Source organism: Novosphingobium sp. PY1 (genome assembly GCF_017312445.1).
Taxonomy (GTDB): Bacteria; Pseudomonadota; Alphaproteobacteria; order Sphingomonadales; family Sphingomonadaceae; genus Novosphingobium.
On sequence record NZ_BLTI01000006.1, the window covers coordinates 308220 to 325009 of the forward strand.

Sequence of the window (16790 nt, forward strand, 5' to 3'; positions counted from 1 at the left end):
ATTCCGAGCTGGCGATAAACGCAATGTTTGTCGTTCCTTCCTTGCAGGAGGGCTGATAGGGTCGCTTGCGGAGGTAAGGAAAATCGTGACGGATGCTGAACTGAGCAAGGAAAAGGATGCTGCAAGGCCTGGCGAGGAACCCCGTGGTCCGGGTCGGCGTCTGCACGGTGCGATTGCGCATAAGCTGGGGACGGACATCTTGTCGGGCAAATATGCGCCCGGCGATGTTCTGTCCGGTGAAGTCGCCTTTGCCGAGGAGCTCCAGGTTTCCCGCAGTGCCTATCGCGAGGCGATCCAGGTGCTTACCGCCAAGGGGCTGGTGGCAAGCCGGCCCAAGGCGGGAACGCGCGTGCTTCCGCGCGAGCGCTGGAACCTGCTCGATCCCGAAGTGCTGGGTTGGGCCTTTGCCGGCGAACCGGACATCGAGTTCGTACGCAGCCTGTTCGAGCTGCGCGCCATCGTCGAACCGGCGGCAGCCCGCCTGGCGGCGAATCGGCGCGACAAGGCCGACCTCAAGGCCATGAAAACCGCCCTGGCGGAAATGCGCAGCCATACGCTCACGACCGAGGCGGGGCGCGCGGCCGACAGGGATTTCCATGCAGCGATCCTGCACGCCACCGGCAATCAGGCGCTCATGGTCCTGAGTGCCAGCATCGGAGCGGCGGTCAATTGGACGACGCAGTTCAAGTTGCGCGCGCGCGCGCTGCCGCGCAGTCCGATACCCGATCACACCAAGGTCTATGAGGCGATTGCCGCCGGGGACGGCGATGCCGCCGCCGAAGCGATGAACGTGCTGGTCGAGCTGGCGCTGGACGATACCCGCAGCGCAATGCGTCCCTGACGACGGCGAGGGCCGCGCGCCGATCCTTCCCTGCATCGAGACAGGCACAGGGCCGATGACATGGTCGCCGGCCCTGCGTGCAATCCGGTCCCTTTTGCTCAGGAGGAATGTCCCTGGTCGCTGGTTCAGACCGGCTGTGCTTCGAGCACCTCATCGGGCAGGGCATGCGTCGGCTTGCTGCCCCACAGCGCATAGAACAGCACGTAGAGTTCGCAGGCCGCGGTCAGCAGGAAGGAGGTCTGGAGGCCGTAGTTGTCGGCGATCCAGCCTTGCACGATCACAAGCGCGCCGCCCGCGATGGCCATTACCAGCAGCCCCGAACCTTCCTCCGTAAGCGGCCCCAGCCCCTTGATGCCAAGGGTGAAGATGGTCGGGAACATGATCGAGTGGAACAGGCCCACGAGGATCAGCGACCACATCGCGACCGGGCCGTGCGCGAAGCTGGTGACCAGCATCACCACGAAGGCGCCGACGGAAAAGACGGCGAGGACTTTCGCGGCATCGAAGCGCTGCATGATCGCCGAGCCGGCGAAACGGCCGACCATCATGCCGCCCCACAGGAACGTGAGGTAGCGACCGGCCTGTTCATGGGTCAGGTTGGCGATGTCGGGCTGGCTGACGAAGTTCACGAAGAGGTTGGCCACGCCGATCTCCGCGATCAGGTAGATGAAGATGGCGGGGATGCCGAAGACCAGGTTGCGGTGGCTCCACAAGGACAGGTGCTTGCGCTCTTCCTTGGCCACGCGGGCATTGGAGGTGCCCATGGCGGGCAGCGGGAAGCGGGCGATGACGATGGCGAGGACTACGAGCACCACCGCGACCAGCCCGTAGGGCAGGATCACCGATTGGGCATCGGCCATGCGCTCGGCTTCGCTGAGCACCGTACCCACCGCCGAGGTGCCGCTCTTGGAGCGGCCCAGGATCAGGTAGGCGCCGAAGAGCGGGGCGAGCATGGTTCCGGCCGAGTTGAGTGCCTGCACCAGGTTGAGGCGCGAAGAGGCGGTCTCGGGCTTGCCGACGATGGCGACATAGGGGTTTGCCGCCACCTGCAGGAGCGTGATCCCGCTGGCGATCACGAACAGCATCGTCAAGGTGACGCCGTAGGACGGGATGCTGGCTGCCAGCATCATGCCCAGCGCGCCCGCGGCCATGATGAGCAGGCCCACGACCAGGGACATCTTGTAGCCGATGCGCTCGATCAGCTTGGCCGAAGGAATCGAGGCGACAAAGTAGGCGATGAACCAGACCGACTCGATCAGCGTGGTCTGGGTGTAATTGAGCTCGAACACGCTGCGCAGATGCGGAAGCAGCGTGTTGTTGATGACGGTGATGAACCCCCACATGAAGAAGAGGCTGGCAAGCAGGGTCAGCGCCGGGCCATAGCGAATTGCGGTTTCCTGCGCGGTTTCGGCGGATGTGCCGGACGACGAGACAACTGTAGGCATGTCTATCCTCTCGAACGGGGTCCGCGCGACTTCCTTTGCGAACCGGCTTGCGCTTTTTCCATTTGTCGGACTATATCGCGGTGTGGGCCCCGTCAATGGGCCGCAAAAATTCCACGCAGGGTCTGGAGCGATCGGGAATGAGGAATCTGAAAAAGGCACTGGCCGGCGCGGCCCTGGCAGTCATGGCGACAGGCCTTTGCCCATCCGCGCATGCGGCCGAGGCGAAGCGCGAAATCGCCGGAGCCCTGGCCGATGGCACCGAAGTGAGCGCGATCACCCTGAAGGCCGACAACGGCATCTCGGCCACGATCCTGTCCTACGGCGCCACCCTGCAGAAGCTGCTTGCGCCGGACAACCATGGCAAGATCGCCGACGTAGTCCTCGGGTATGACACGCTGTCCGACTATGTCGAGCATCCCAATTACTTTGGCGTGACGGTTGGCCGCTATGCCAATCGCATCGCCGGTGGCCGCTTCACGCTCGACGGAAAGACCTACCAGCTGCCCCTCAACGACGACCACAACAGCCTCCACGGCGGCGGTCATGGCTTCGACAAGGTCGCGTGGCAGGTCGTCTCCGTGAAGTCCGGTCCGACCGCCAGCGTCGTGCTGAGCCACGTCAGCCCGGACGGCGATGCAGGCTATCCGGGCAAGGTCGTCGCCACGGTTACCTACACCCTCGACGAGGCCGGAAACCTCGGCATTGCCTTCGAGGCCAGGACCGACAGGCCAACAGTCATCAACATGACCAATCACGCGATCTTCGACATGGCCGGCGAGGGGTCGAGCGATGGCGCGACGGGCCAGATGCTGACGATCCCGGCCAGCCGGTTCACGCCGGTCAATGCGGACCTGATCCCGACCGGCGAACTGCGCCCGGTCGAGGGAAGCGTGTTCGATTTTCGCCAGTCGCGCCGCGTCGCGGACGGACTGCGCGATGGAACCGACCGGCAGATCGTCTTCGGCAGGGGTTATGACCACAACTTCGCGCTCGATAAGGGCGTGACCGCCACGCCGCAGCTTGCCGCAAGGCTCGAGGACCCCGTGTCGGGCCGCGTGCTCGAAGTGCTCACCACCGAGCCGGGCGTGCAATTTTACTCCGGCAATTTCCTCGACGGGACGCTGGTGGGCAAGCAGGGCCACCTGTACCGGATGGGCGATGGCATCGCGCTCGAACCGCAGAAGTTCCCCGATGCGCCCAATCATCCCGACTTCGTCTCCGCCCGTGTCGATCCCGGCAAGCCTTACCGGCATGTCATGATCTATCGCCTCTCCACCTCGCGCTGATCGAAACGAACCGCCATGACAAACCAGAATCCTCCCAAGGCGCCATCCCCGAAGCTGAGATCGCGCGCCTGGTTCGATAATCCCGACAATATCGACATGACCTCGCTCTACCTCGAGCGGTACCTGAACTTCGGCCTCAGCCTGGAGGAACTGCGGTCGGGCAAGCCGATCATCGGCATCGCCCAGACCGGCAGCGACCTGTCGCCCTGCAACCGCCACCACATCGTGTTGGCCGAGCGCATCCGCGAAGGCATCCGCGAAGCCGGCGGCATCGCCATCGAGTTCCCGGTCCATCCGATCCAGGAGACCGGCAAGCGTCCGACCGCCGGCCTCGACCGTAACCTGACCTATCTCGGACTCGTCGAAGCGCTCTACGGTTATCCGATCGACGGCGTGGTCCTGACCACCGGCTGCGACAAGACGACCCCGGCGCTGCTCATGGCCGCGGCAACGGTCAACATCCCGGCGATTGCGCTCTCGGTCGGCCCCATGCTCAATGGCTGGCACAAGGGCGAGCGGACCGGTTCGGGCACCATCGTGTGGAAGGGCCGGCAGATGCTGGCAGCAGGCGAACTCGACGACGAAGGCTTCATCAAGCTCGTCGCCTCGTCCGCACCCTCGACGGGATACTGCAACACGATGGGCACGGCCACGACGATGAATTCGCTGGCCGAGGCATTGGGCATGATGCTGCCGGGCTCGGCGGCGATCCCCGCGCCCTATCGCGACCGGCAGGAATGTGCCTACCACACCGGCAAGCGCGTGGTCGAAATGGTGCACGAGGATCTCAAGCCCTCGGACATCCTGACGCTCGAGGCATTCCACAACGCCATCGCCGTCAACGCCGCCATCGGCGGCTCGACCAATGCCCCGATCCATCTCGCCGCGATCGCCCGCCACATCGGCGTCGACCTGCCGCTCAAGGACTGGGAACGCATCGGCCACAAGATCCCGCTGCTGGTCAACCTGCAACCGGCCGGTGAGTACCTTGGCGAGGACTATTACCGCGCCGGCGGCGTGCCCGCAGTGGTCGCCCAGCTCATCAAGCAGGGCCTGATCAATGAGGGGGCCATGACCGTCAACGGCAGGACCATGGGCGATAACTGCCGCAATGCCACCATCGAGGACGAGCGCGTCATCAAGACCTTCGACCAGCCGCTGGTCGAGGAAGCCGGCTTTTTGGTCCTGTCGGGCAACCTGTTCGACGCCGCGATCATGAAGACCAGCGTGATCTCCGCGGAGTTTCGCGAACGCTATCTTTCCAACCCGGCAGACCCCGATGCCTTCGAAGGCCCGGTCGTGGTGTTCGACGGCCCGGAAGACTACCACCACCGCATCGACGATCCCGCAACCGGCATCACCAGCGAAACGCTGCTGTTCATGCGCGGAGCCGGCCCCATCGGCTATCCCGGAGCCGCCGAAGTTGTGAACATGCGCCCGCCTGCCTACCTCATTACCGAGGGCATCTCGGCCCTGCCGTGCATCGGCGATGGCCGCCAGTCGGGCACGAGCGGCAGCCCTTCGATCCTCAACGCCAGCCCGGAAGCCGCGGCCATGGGCGGCCTCGCCCTCCTGCGCACCGGAGACCGCGTCCGGATCGACCTGGGCAAGGGCTCCGTCAACGTCCTCATATCCGACGAGGAACTGGCACAGCGCCGCGCCGACCTGGAAGCAAGCGGCGGCTATCCCTATCCCGCGTCGCAAACACCCTGGCAGGAGATCCAGCGCAGCATCGTCGGACAAATGGATACCGGCGCCATCCTTGAAGGATCCGAAAAATACCAGCGCATCGCCCAGACCATGGGCCTGCCGCGCGATAACCACTAAACACGGAGTGATGGAGGGCAGGAGTGATGGATTTCGCTCCGCGCTCCATCACTCCGCAGGGCCCGGATTCGGCGTACGCCTCCCGACTCCGGCTACGGTCTATCCGATCTCAAAAGCCGCAATGCGAAGGGCCCGGTTCCTGCCCGATGCGGGCGGGAACCGGGCCCTTTTCAATGGAAAATCAGTGCTTGAAGGGATCGATCGTCCGGATCGTCCCGTCGGCATTGAAATGCAGCTCGGTCATCTTGACGTTGCGTAGGTGGTTCTTCCCGCTCAACTGCGTGTCGTGGAAGAGCAACCAGGTCTTGCCATCCCAATCGACTATCGAATGGTGTGAAGTCCAGCCCTGCACCGGCAGCAGTATGTGCCCGGTATATGTGAACGGTCCGTATGGATTGTCGCCGATCGCATAGTTGAGAAAATGCGTATCGCCGGTCGAGTAGGTGAAGTAGTATTTGCCGCCGCGCTTGTACATCCACGAGGCTTCGAAGAAGCGCTTGTCGTGATCGCCGCCAAGTACGGGTTTGCCGTCCGTGTCGAGTATCACTGCATCGCGGGGCGCTTCGGCGAATTCCTTCATGTCCGGCGCCATCTTGGCGACCTTCGGCATCAGGGCGGGTTTGTCGTCCTGCTTCAGATCGACATCGCCGATCGAGGGATCGTATTTCCCGCTCGCCCATTTCTGTAGCTGTCCGCCCCAGATGCCGCCGAAATACATGTAGCTGGTACCGTCATCGTCCGTGAATACCGCAGGGTCCATGGAGAAGCTGGACTTGATCGGTTCGGGTTCCGCCTTGAACGGACCCATCGGGTGGTCGCTGGTCGCCACCCCGATATGAAAGATTCCGTCCTTGTCCTTGGCCGGGAAGTAGAGAAAATAGGTGCCGTTCTTGTATGCCGCGTCAGGCGCCCACATGCTCTTGCTGGCCCAGGGCACATCGTCCACATCCAGCGCGACTGGCCCGATGGCTACTTTCCCGCCGGGCTTGTCCAGCTCCAATACGCGATAGTCACGCATCGCATATTGATTGCCCAGGTCATCGTCGGGAATTCCGGTATCGATGTCGTGGCTGGGATAAATGTAGAGCTTCCCGTCGAATACATGGGCCGAAGGGTCCGCAGTAAAGATCTCGGTGACGAGAGGCTGCGCGATGTACTTGTCCGTCTCTTGCGCCTTGGGTGCTTCCTCCGGCTTGGAGCAACCGGCTATCGCTGCCGCCGCCCCCGCGAGAATCGCGGTTCTTATGAACAAAACATGGGATCTGCGCATCTATTCCTCTCCGCGATATGGGTCCATTCCCCACCTCATCGCGTGATAGATAGCGCTACCATGACCTCATTTGCAAGCCGAACTATCGAGACTTGACTGTGCGCGCCCGTATGATAGCGCTACCAGAATGATTGGGAGAGGTTTCGCTTCTGGCGCCGGACAGGTGTCGATCCTTGCGCGCATTGGCATGTTGCTGTTGGTATCGCTGTGCGCGATCCAGGCAGGGCCTGCCCGCGCCGAAGACGGCTATGCGCTTTGGCTGCGGTACGCTCCCTTGGACGAGGCAACCGCAAGCGCGGTGAACGCGCGCCTTGGTACTCCTGAACTGCTCGGCAAATCCTCGCCGATCACGCAGGCTGCTCAAGCGGAGCTGGCGCGCGGCTTGGAGGCCATGCTCGGTCAGTCGGGTAAGGGCGAAGCGCCAGTCCTCGCCCGGGCCGGGCGCCTTTTCGGACAAGATGCCGGTCTGGCAAGGCCGCTGGCAGGATTGCCGAGCGGGGCCTATCGTATTGCACTGGGGCATGATGGCCGTGTCGTCATCGCCGCCAATGACGATATCGGGCTCCTCTACGGCAGCTTTGCGCTGCTGCGTCATGTGGCGAGCGGCGAGGATCTGGACGCCATCGATCTGACCTCGGCTCCTGCCCTTCCGCTGCGAATGCTGGACCATTGGGATGACCCCGATGGCTTTGTGGAGCGCGGCTATGCCGGCCGCTCGATATTCGACTGGTGGTTGCTTCCGGATCATCTCGATCCGCGCCTCATCGATTACGCCCGCGCCAACGCGTCGGTCGGGATCAATGGGGTGGTCGTGAACAACGTCAATGCGTCGCCCCTGATGCTGACGCCGCGTTACATCGAAAAGCTCGCCCGCCTGGCGAATGCATGGCGCCCCTTCGGCATCCGCGTATTCCTGTCAGCGCGCTTTTCTGCTCCCCGCGACCTGGGCGGACTGACCACTGCCGACCCGCTCGATCCGCAAGTTCGCCGTTGGTGGAAGGAAAAGGCCGACGAGATCTATACCTCCATTCCCGACTTCGGCGGATTCCTGGTCAAAGCCAATTCGGAAGGCCAGCCCGGTCCGCAGGACTATGGTCGCACCCATGCCGATGGCGCGAACATGCTGGCGCAGGCGCTCGGAAGTCGAGGCACGGTGATCTGGCGTGCCTTCGTCTACGCAAGCGGTTCGGAGACCGATCGGGTCAAACTCGCCTATGAGGAATTCAAGCCTCTTGACGGAAAATTCGCCGACAATGTGATCCTTCAGGTCAAGAACGGCCCCCTTGATTTCCAGCCGCGCGAACCGTTTCACCCCCTGTTCGGCGCAATGCCGCACACCAGAATGATGCTGGAAGCACAGATCACCAAGGAATATCTGGGCTTTGCGACCCATCTTGCGTTCCTCGCACCGCTCTGGACCGAAACGTTGGATGCGGATACCGGCCATGGCAAGGGCAACCGGACCCTCAGCGTAGCGCAGACTTTGGCGCAGGGTGGCATGGCTGGCGTCGCGAATACGGGATCTGACCGCAACTGGACGGGCGGGCATTTCGATCAGGCCAATTGGTATGCCTTTGGTCGGCTCGCCTGGTACCCGGAGCTGACAGCCGATGCTATCGCGCGCGAATGGGCCGCCCAGACTTTTAGCCGTGATCCCGCCTTTACAGTGCCTCTGGCGGAGATGATGGTCGGCAGCCGGCAGACCGTAGTCGATTACATGACCCCACTTGGGCTTGCCCACCAGATGGGCACCGGACATCATTACGGACCGGCCCCGTGGGTATCGGATCTGCCGCGACCCGAATGGAACCCAACCTATTACAACCGCGCAGACAAGTCGGGTATCGGCTTTGACCGGATGGCAACAGGCAGCAATGCATTGGCCCAATACGCGCCGAGCGTCGCGGCGCAATGGGCGGATCCCGCGACAGGCAATGAAGACTACCTGCTTTGGTTCCATCATCTTCCGTGGGAATTTCGGACACGGTCCGGCAGCACATTGTGGGCCGAACTGGTCGCGCGGTACGATCGCGGCGTTGCCGGGGTGGACGCGATGGCTGCGCAGTGGGCCGAACTGTCACCTTATGTCGATGCGCAGCGCCATCGCGATGTTGCGCAATTCCTGGCGATCCAGAAGCGCGAAGCGCGTTGGTGGCGCGATGCGTCTATCGCCTATTTCAGCACGGTCTGCGGCTGCCCCTTGCCGTCCGGAGCCCGGCCACCTGCGCATGGGCTCGATTGGTACGAGGCCCTGCGCTTTCCCGATGCCCCGGGCAATCCATGACTTTGGCGAACGAGACAAGAAGGAGAGCAACGTGATCCGCAGCAGGTACCTGATCCTTGCCATGGCCGCGGCCAGTTTGCCGGGAGCCATCGCCGCACAACCTGTCGCGCACGTAGCCGAGGTGGAATATCAGGCTGGTCCCCAGCCAGATACGGCTCCGGGCGAATTCCGCAATCCAGTCCTGCCCGGCTTCCAGCCCGATCCTTCGCTGGTGAAGGTGGGCAAGGACTTCTACCTCGTCAATTCGACCTTCGCCTGGTTTCCGGGGATCCCGATCTACCACAGCCGCGACCTTGTGAACTGGCGGCAGATCGGGAACGCCATCGACCGGCCCGGCATGTTTTCCTTCAAGGGCATGCGTACCAACGATGCGGTATTCGCACCCGCCATCAGCCATTACGGCGGCAAGTTTCGCATTCTCGACACATGCGTGCGATGTGGCGGAAACTTCATGCTCGTGGCGGACCGGCCTGAGGGTCCCTGGTCCGATCCGGTCTGGCTAGACTTCGAAGGCATCGACCCGTCGCTGTTCGTCGACGAGGACGGCAGCGCATGGGTGGTCAACAATGGTGCGCCCGAAGGCGAACCCCGTTATGAGGGGCATCGCGCCATCTGGATCCAGCGCATCGATCTTGCCTCGGGCAAGATGTTCGGCCCGCGCAAGGTCCTGGTCGATGGCGGAGTGCATCCTGAAGACAAGCCAATCTGGGCCGAGGGACCGCATATCTTCAAGCACGACGGATGGTATTACCTGACAGCTGCCGAAGGAGGCACTGCAGAGGACCATTCGCAGACCATTTATCGCTCGCGGCGGGCCGATGGCCCTTATGAAGCCGGTCCGGTCAATCCGATCCTGACGCAGCGCGATCTGCCGGCGGATCGCCCCTCGCGTGTCGAAGCGACCGGCCACGCGGACTTCGTGAGTCTGGACGATGGCAGCTGGTGGGCGGTCTTCCTTGCCACAGTGCCCTTCGAAGGGCAGTCGACGCTGCTCGGTCGCGAAACGTTTCTACTCCCGGTGACCTGGAAGAACGGTTGGCCCTTGATCCTGCCTAAAGGCGCCGCCGTTCCCCTGACGGCAAAGCGGCCGGCCCTAGCCACCGACGGTAAAGTGGACTGGACTCGCTGGCGGGACACGTTCGCCGGTCGAGAACTGGCGGCGCAATGGCTGCAACTGCGCGATCCGTCGGGACCGCCGTGGTATCGGATCGACAATGGGCTGGACCTGACGGCACGCCCGGTCGCGCCGGGGAGCCTGGATGGGCAGCCCGCCTTTCTCGGTCGGCGCCTGCGCCAGCAGACGGCACGCGTCAGCGCGCAGATTGCCTTTACGCCCGAACGGGACGACGACTATGCCGGCCTGATGGCCTTTATGAACGAAGACCATTTCATCAGCATCGGGATCACGAGGGTCGAGGGGCAGCAAAGGATAGCCTTGCGCGAAAGGCGCAGCGCGGATCAGCCTGAAAGCGGCGTAACCGTTGCCAGCATGCCCTTATCGGATGGAGGACCGGTCGAATTCGCCATTTCTCTCGACCGGGGAACCGCCGACTTCGCCTGGCGTCCGGCAGGGCAGGGCGACTGGCGATATCTTGTGCGCGGCCAGAACGTTGAACACATGGCTTCTGTGCACGGCGGTTTGTTCACCGGAACTGTAATCGGTCCATTCGCGCAGCAGGCCTCCGCTAATCAATAGGCGAATACTTGCCATTATCGAACGTGCAGGACTTGCCGAAAGGCATGAATCAATCTATGATAGCGCTATCAAACGGAGGGGATTCGGGGTCAATGCCCGACAATCTAGTAGATATCCTGCCCGCGGATTTCCGCGAAGGCTTGTTCGCCGGACGTGCAGAAAGTGAGTGCGGGCCCCATGTTATCGCAATCCGGAATGGCGAATTGTTCGACATTACCGAGCAGGTTGCGACGATGTCGGGTGCCGTCGCGCGGCGCAGCTTCTCGGGTGGGCGCCACATCGGTGCAGTGCAGGACGGCCTGCCCGAAGGCTGGCGCCTGATTTCACCTGTCGATCTGCAGTGCATCAAGGCCTGCGGCGTCACCTTTGCCCTCTCTGCAATCGAGAGGGTGATCGAGGAACGGGCGCGCGGGGATGCGGCGAAGGCCGCCGAAATCCGCGATCTGCTGGAAGAGCGTGTCGGCAGCGGCATCCGGTCCGTCGTTCCGGGAAGCGACGAGGCCATTGCGCTCAAGACTGCGCTGATCGATCAGGGTATGTGGTCGCAATATCTTGAGGTCGCGATCGGACCCGACGCCGAAGTCTTTTCCAAATCGCCGGTTCTTTCGACGGTCGGCCATGGCGCACTGATTGGCGTGCGCTCGGATTCGAGCTGGAACAATCCCGAACCCGAAGTGGTGCTTGTCGCCGATGCGAGTGGCACGGTTGTCGGCGCGACCCTCGGCAACGACGTCAATCTCCGCGATTTCGAGGGTCGTTCGGCGCTTCTGCTGTCCAAGGCCAAGGACAATACCGCGTCCTGCTCGATCGGCCCTTTTATCCGTCTTTTCGACGACGGTTTCACGATCGACGATGTGCGTTCCGCAAATGTCGACCTTCTGATCGAGGGCACCGACGGGTATCGGCTCGAAGGCACGAACCGAATGAGCGAGATCAGCCGCGATCCGCTCGATCTGGTGAACCAGACTTTGAGCGAGCATCACTATCCGGATGGTTTCGTGCTCTTTTGTGGCACACTGTTCGCGCCGACCCAGGATCGCGACACGCCCGGCGGTGGGTTCACGCACAAGCTCGGCGACAAGGTCACCATTCGTTCGGAAAAGCTCGGAAGCCTGTCCAATGTGGTAACCACTTCCCGTGAAGCTCCCCCCTGGACGATGGGCATTGCGGCCCTGATGCGAAATCTCGCCGCGCGAGGCCTGATCGAGAAGGTCTGAAGCGCATGGCACACGGTAGCTATCCGACCGGACAGGCGCAGTTGCCGGTCAGAAGTGCCGAAAGCGTCGATAAGGAATGAACCAGTATGGTAATGAAAAACACAGCTGCGACAGGTCGGCTCAGATAATGGCAGATAAAGCGAACGTCGAGGCGCGGCACGCGATCTATCCGAGCCTGTCGGGCAAGCGGGTGATCGTAACCGGTGGCGCTTCCGGTATCGGTGAGGGCATGGTCGAGGCGTTTACCCTCCAAGGTGCGCAGGTGACTTTCCTGGACATCCAGGAAGAGGCGTCGCTGGCCCTGGTCAAGAGACTTGCGAATGCACCGTTCAAGCCGGACTTCGAGCTTTGCGACATAACCGATATCGAAGCCTTTGGTCAGGTGCTCGACAAGATGCTCACTTCCCTTGGCGGCTGCGATGTCCTGATCAACAATGCTGGAAACGACGACCGCCACGCAATTGAAGACATCACGCCCGATTATTGGGACGAACGCATGGCAGTGAACCTGCGGCATCAGTTCTTCGCCGCAAAGGCCGTGATCCCGGCGATGAAGGCAGCCGGCAGCGGTAGCATCATCAACCTCGGATCGATCAGCTGGCATCTCGGCCTTGAAGACCTGGTCATCTACCAGACTGCAAAGGCGGCCATAGAGGGTCTCACACGCAGTCTCGCGCGGGAATTGGGCCGTTCCGGCATTCGCGTGAATTCGGTGATTCCCGGCAATGTCCAGACGCCGCGGCAGATGCAGTGGTACTCGCCCGAGGGTGAGGCCGAGATTGTCGCTGCGCAATGTCTGGACGGTCGTATTCAGCCGCAGGACATTGCTGCCATGGCGCTGTTTCTGGCATCCGATGACGGGCGGTTCTGCACATCGCACAATTACTGGGTGGATGCCGGATGGCGGTGAGCGGCCCGGTATCGCTTGCCCTCGATGCCGGCGCGATGCTGGGCGAGGGGCCTGTCTGGGACACGGCGCGTCAGTGCTTGTGGTTCGTCGACATCAAGGGGCACGCGGTATGGCGCTTCGATCCTGAAGGCGGCACATCGCGCCGGATCGATGCACCCGACCAGGTGGGTTGGGTCCTTCCGACCAGTGCTGGTCGGTTGCTTGCCGGACTGAAGAGCGGCCTGCACCTGATCGATCCGCATCTGGGGCATTTTGAGAAGACGGCGACGGTTCCCGGCGAACCGGCGGACAATCGCCTCAACGATGCCTGCACCGACCGGGCAGGGCGCGTGTGGTTCGGATCGATGGATGATGGCGAGCAGCAGGAAACAGGGCGCTTCTATCGCTATGAACGCGGCTCCATCGTCGCGGTCGGTCCTACGGGCGTCACCATTACCAACGGTCCGGCGGTGAACGGAAACGCAGACCTCGTCTACTTCGCCGATACCCTTGGCAGAAAGATATACGTAGCGGAGCTGGGCGAAGACGGCTTGCCTGGCGCACCCCGCCTCTTCGCGGACATCGCGCAGGATTTTGCCGAGGCCTATCCGGACGGTCCTGTCGTCGATGCCGAAGGATGCGTGTGGACCGGCCTTTGGAATGGCTGGGCAGTGGCCCGCTATTCACCTGAGGGGCGGCTATTGGAAACCGTGCCCTTGCCGGTCGCAAACGTCACCAAACTTGCCTTTGGCGGAGCGGATCTGCGGACTGCCTTCGTCACGACCGCGCGAAAGGGCCTCGATGGGGCCGCGTTGGAAGCCCAGCCGCAGGCAGGCGGGCTCTTTACCTTCCGCAGCGAAGTGGCCGGATTGGCCACGACACCGGTGGAGATGAAATGACCTATCGCATTCCCCTGGCGCTTGCCCTTCTCGGTACCTCAATGCCGGCCCTCGCGGCTCCCGCTCTTTCACCGTACTGGACCGATCATGCAGTGATCCAGCGCGGCAAGCCGATTGCAGTTGAAGGGCGCGCCGATCCCGGTGAGCGCGTAAGCGGCTCGCTCGGCGATGAGAGCAGCGAAGCCGTGGCAGGCAGCGACGGGTATTTCACGCTGAAGTTCAAGGCCCATGAAGCAAGCCGGTCTCCTCTCACCCTCACGGTCGGCAACCGTCAGGTCCGCGATCTGCTGGTGGGCGATGTCTGGCTGTGCTCGGGGCAGTCCAACATGGCCTTCATGGTGCAACAGGGCCTCAATGCCGCCACGGAAATCGCATCATCTGCGGACGATGGCTTGCGCTTGCTGCGCGTACCCGACGGATCAGCGGTAAGTCCGCAAGCGCGTTTCAGCACGCCTGCACAGTGGGCGGCAGCCGCTCCCGATACAGTTCGCGATTTTTCCGCCGCCTGCTATTTCATGGCGCGCGAGCTGCGCGCCACCCTTGGCGTGCCCGTGGGCGTGATCAATTCCAGTTATGGCGGTTCGCAAATCCGCGTCTGGCTCACTCCCGAAAGCGGCAAGGCTCTTTACGGCGCCGAGCAGATGGACATGCTGCAATCGTTCGGTTCGGATGAACTGGGTACAGTCGCGCGTTTCGCTCCCACCTGGGAGAACTGGTATCTTCAGCATTCCGGCGGCACGGCGCCCTGGGTCAAGCCGGACAGTCTGCAATGGCAGCCCGTGCCGCAGATCAGCGTATGGAACGAATGGAAGGGCTCGCCCCTTGTCGAAAGCCCGATCGGAACCGTCTGGCTGCGCAGGGAAGTCGATCTGACTCCGGCTCAGGCGAAAGGTGGGGCCAAACTGTCGCTTGGCGTCATCGACGAAATCGACATGACCTGGGTCAACGGCCATCCGGTCGGCAATACCTTCGGTTGGGACGTCGAGCGTAATTATGAAGTGCCCGCTCGCTTTCTCAAGCCGGGGAGGAATGAAATCATCGTTGCCGCCACCAATACGTGGAGCACGGGCGGATTTACTTCGCCTGCGGACAAGTTGAGCCTCACGCCCGCCGGTGGGGCCGCGGTTCCGCTGGCTGACGGTTGGCGCTACAGCAAGGCACCGATGAAGGAGCTTCCCCCGCGCAGTCCCTGGGATACCAATGCCGGTATCGGCGTTCGCCATAATGCCATGGTCGCGCCGCTAGGCCATGTCGCGCTCAAGGGCGCGGCATGGTATCAGGGTGAGAGCGATGTCGACCTTCCCGGTTATCGCGACCGCATGCGCGAACTCTTTGCAGGCTGGCGCAAACAGTTCTCATCAGACATGCGTATGCTCGTGGTTCAGCTTGCCAACTATGGGCCGGTGCAACTGGCTCCGACCAATTCCGGTTGGGCAGACTTGCGCGAAGAGCAGCGTCAATCGGTCTTGGCTGACAAGAACGCCGAACTGGTGACTGCCATCGACATAGGTGAGCGCACCGATATCCATCCTGCCAACAAACAGGTGCTCGGCCATCGGCTTGCCCTTGCAGCGCAAGGCATTGCCTTGCCTGAGCCGGTGAATGCCATGCGCGACGGAGAAAATGTGCGGGTCCGCTTTGCCGGTGTTGCTGGGAAGCTCGTCGCATGGAGCGCAAGCAGCCCGCTCGCATTCGAACTGTGCGGCGATACCCAGTCGACCTGCCGCTATGCAGCGGCGCGGGTGGACGGCGCCAGCGTGCTGCTGGCTGACGATGGGAAGCCTGCGACCCGTGTTCGCTACGCCTGGGCCGACAGCCCGGTCGTCAACGCATACGATGACAAGGCCATGCCCTTACCCGGTTTCGAACTCGATATCGCCTCGCGCTGAACAGGCCCGCATTGTGGATGCCGTTACGGGGGGTATCATTCCTCCTGCCTGCTGCCCCTCATGGCCTTGCGGGCAAGGCCCGGCGCGTTGTCGGACTGGCGCCGCACGATCGAGTAATCGAGCTTGAGATGCACGGGAACGCCGGGTTTGCCGCTACGTTCTGCCCGCAGTTCAGTGGCCAGCATTTCGAGCGCCTTGCTTGCCATCTCATGGATGGGCTGGCGGATGGTCGTCAGCTCAGGCCAGATCGTGCTGGCAATCGGCGTATCGTCAAAGCCGCAAACCGTAAGGTCTAGCGGCACGTCGAGGTGACGGCGCTGCGCCACCGCCACTGCGGCTGCCGCCATGTCGTCGTTGGAGGCGAAAATCGCGGTAGGGGGATCTGGCTGGTCGAGCAGGTACATGGCTGCATCGATGCCCGAGCGATATGTGAAGAGACCCTGCCGCACGAGACCTTCAGGTACATCGAGCCCGGCCGCCGCCATCGCGTCAAGATAGCCGGACAGGCGTTGTCCGCTTGCCGTCTGGTGGGGGTTGCCGATGACGAAACCGATGCGCTTGTGGCCAAGCCCGATAATGTGGTTCGTCATGTCATAGGCGGCTTGATACTCATCGATCATTACCGCCCAGTCGTCTGCTTCCGCCGTGCCCGGGCCGACCAGAACGGCACGACTGTCCAACTGGCGAAGCAGTTCCAGAAGCGGCTTTTCGTCGCTCAGAGGTGGGGGCAGAAGGAAACCGTCGATGCCGCTTTTCGTGAGACGTCGGATGACTTCGTCTTCGTCTTCGCCGAACGCGCAGCGTTCGACTACGAGGTGAACGTCACTGTGGCTCGCTTCTTCCAGACAGCCCATCAGGAATTCGCTGAGATAGGAAGCAGACGGGTTGGTGTAGAGCAGCGCAATGCGTAATTGCGACGCGCCGGCCAGGCTTCGGGCGGCGCGGTTGGGCGAATAGTTGAGCTGTTCTATCGCCGCCTGCACAACCTTGCGGGTGTCTTCGCGTACGCTTGCTTCGTGGTTGATCACGCGGCTGACCGTCATCGGCGAGCAACCTGCCAAGCGCGCCACGTCGGCAATCGTCGGCCGACCTAATTGCTTGCGGTTGCCCCTCTTTTTCCGGCTTGTTGCGTCATCCTTCGCCATGTTGCGATCTAGTACCGGTTTCCGGCATACCGCAAGCAAATGATGGGCGCGTAATGGCTCTTATCCGCAATGTTTGGCCCTTCTACGGGCTCATCAGCGTCA

Annotated in this window: 12 protein-coding genes; 9 read left to right on the forward strand and 3 right to left on the reverse strand. The window is 62.4% G+C overall.

Annotation, left to right across the window (positions count from 1 at the left end):
- The first annotated feature begins 85 nt into the window (after positions 1 to 85).
- Positions 86 to 841, forward strand: a complete 756-nt coding sequence (locus tag J3474_RS09445) for a FadR/GntR family transcriptional regulator (RefSeq protein ID WP_207093924.1) — start codon at positions 86 to 88, stop codon at positions 839 to 841.
- Positions 842 to 966: 125 nt separating this feature from the next.
- Here J3474_RS09445 and J3474_RS09450 read toward each other — a convergent pair whose 3' ends face one another.
- Entirely contained in the window at positions 967 to 2286 is a 1320-nt protein-coding gene (locus tag J3474_RS09450; protein WP_207093925.1) for a sugar MFS transporter, read from the reverse strand.
- Positions 2287 to 2423: 137 nt separating this feature from the next.
- Between J3474_RS09450 and J3474_RS09455 the strand changes: the two genes are divergently transcribed.
- Both J3474_RS09455 and J3474_RS09460 read left to right on the forward strand, forming a co-directional pair.
- Complete coding sequence (locus J3474_RS09455; protein WP_207093926.1) at positions 2424 to 3572, forward strand: aldose epimerase family protein; 1149 nt, start codon at positions 2424 to 2426, stop codon at positions 3570 to 3572.
- Between the two features lie 15 nt (positions 3573 to 3587).
- Positions 3588 to 5399, forward strand: a complete 1812-nt coding sequence (locus J3474_RS09460; RefSeq protein WP_207093927.1) for an IlvD/Edd family dehydratase — start codon at positions 3588 to 3590, stop codon at positions 5397 to 5399.
- Between the two features lie 181 nt (positions 5400 to 5580).
- Here J3474_RS09460 and J3474_RS09465 read toward each other — a convergent pair whose 3' ends face one another.
- Entirely contained in the window at positions 5581 to 6669 is a 1089-nt protein-coding gene (locus J3474_RS09465) for a glycoside hydrolase family 43 protein (protein WP_207093928.1), read from the reverse strand.
- A 187-nt stretch (positions 6670 to 6856) separates the two neighbouring features.
- On the opposite strand from J3474_RS09465, the gene J3474_RS09470 reads away from it, so the two are divergent.
- The 6 genes from J3474_RS09470 to J3474_RS09495 all read left to right on the forward strand — a co-directional run bounded on the left by J3474_RS09470 (position 6857) and on the right by J3474_RS09495 (position 15543).
- Positions 6857 to 8953: an alpha-glucuronidase family glycosyl hydrolase gene (locus J3474_RS09470; protein WP_207093988.1), complete on the forward strand. Its 2097-nt coding sequence runs from the start codon at positions 6857 to 6859 to the stop codon at positions 8951 to 8953.
- A 31-nt stretch (positions 8954 to 8984) separates the two neighbouring features.
- The gene (locus tag J3474_RS09475; protein ID WP_242528310.1) at positions 8985 to 10649 is read left to right on the forward strand and encodes a glycoside hydrolase family 43 protein; all 1665 of its coding nucleotides are present in this window, start codon (positions 8985 to 8987) and stop codon (positions 10647 to 10649) included.
- 92 nt (positions 10650 to 10741) lie between these two features.
- Positions 10742 to 11866, forward strand: coding sequence for a fumarylacetoacetate hydrolase family protein (locus tag J3474_RS09480; protein WP_207093930.1), 1125 nt, complete (start codon positions 10742 to 10744; stop codon positions 11864 to 11866).
- A 127-nt stretch (positions 11867 to 11993) separates the two neighbouring features.
- Entirely contained in the window at positions 11994 to 12776 is a 783-nt protein-coding gene (locus tag J3474_RS09485; RefSeq protein WP_207093931.1) for an SDR family NAD(P)-dependent oxidoreductase, read from the forward strand.
- Positions 12767 to 13654, forward strand: a complete 888-nt coding sequence (locus J3474_RS09490; protein ID WP_207093932.1) for an SMP-30/gluconolactonase/LRE family protein — start codon at positions 12767 to 12769, stop codon at positions 13652 to 13654. The genes J3474_RS09485 and J3474_RS09490 overlap by 10 nt, the downstream gene beginning before the upstream one ends.
- Complete coding sequence (locus J3474_RS09495; protein WP_242528311.1) at positions 13651 to 15543, forward strand: sialate O-acetylesterase; 1893 nt, start codon at positions 13651 to 13653, stop codon at positions 15541 to 15543. Before J3474_RS09490 ends, J3474_RS09495 begins: the two co-directional genes overlap by 4 nt.
- Positions 15544 to 15578: 35 nt before the next feature.
- Here the strand turns inward: J3474_RS09495 and J3474_RS09500 are convergent, their stop codons facing one another.
- On the reverse strand, positions 15579 to 16688 hold the full coding sequence (locus J3474_RS09500) for a LacI family DNA-binding transcriptional regulator (RefSeq protein WP_207093933.1): 1110 nt from the start codon (positions 16686 to 16688) through the stop codon (positions 15579 to 15581).
- Positions 16689 to 16790: the final 102 nt, after the last annotated feature.

Excerpts from the sequence above, each read along its gene's own strand:
- J3474_RS09470 (WP_207093988.1), top strand. The coding sequence starts at position 6,857 with ATGTTGCTGTTGGTATCGCTGTGCGCGATCCAGGCAGGGCCTGCCCGC.
- J3474_RS09490 (WP_207093932.1), top strand. The coding sequence starts at position 12,767 with ATGGCGGTGAGCGGCCCGGTATCGCTTGCCCTCGATGCCGGCGCGATG.
- J3474_RS09455 (WP_207093926.1), top strand. The coding sequence starts at position 2,424 with ATGAGGAATCTGAAAAAGGCACTGGCCGGCGCGGCCCTGGCAGTCATG.
- J3474_RS09500 (WP_207093933.1), bottom strand. The coding sequence starts at position 16,688 with ATGGCGAAGGATGACGCAACAAGCCGGAAAAAGAGGGGCAACCGCAAG.
- J3474_RS09450 (WP_207093925.1), bottom strand. The coding sequence starts at position 2,286 with ATGCCTACAGTTGTCTCGTCGTCCGGCACATCCGCCGAAACCGCGCAG.
- J3474_RS09465 (WP_207093928.1), bottom strand. The coding sequence starts at position 6,669 with ATGCGCAGATCCCATGTTTTGTTCATAAGAACCGCGATTCTCGCGGGG.
- J3474_RS09485 (WP_207093931.1), top strand. The coding sequence starts at position 11,994 with ATGGCAGATAAAGCGAACGTCGAGGCGCGGCACGCGATCTATCCGAGC.
- J3474_RS09495 (WP_242528311.1), top strand. The coding sequence starts at position 13,651 with ATGACCTATCGCATTCCCCTGGCGCTTGCCCTTCTCGGTACCTCAATG.
- J3474_RS09460 (WP_207093927.1), top strand. The coding sequence starts at position 3,588 with ATGACAAACCAGAATCCTCCCAAGGCGCCATCCCCGAAGCTGAGATCG.
- J3474_RS09480 (WP_207093930.1), top strand. The coding sequence starts at position 10,742 with ATGCCCGACAATCTAGTAGATATCCTGCCCGCGGATTTCCGCGAAGGC.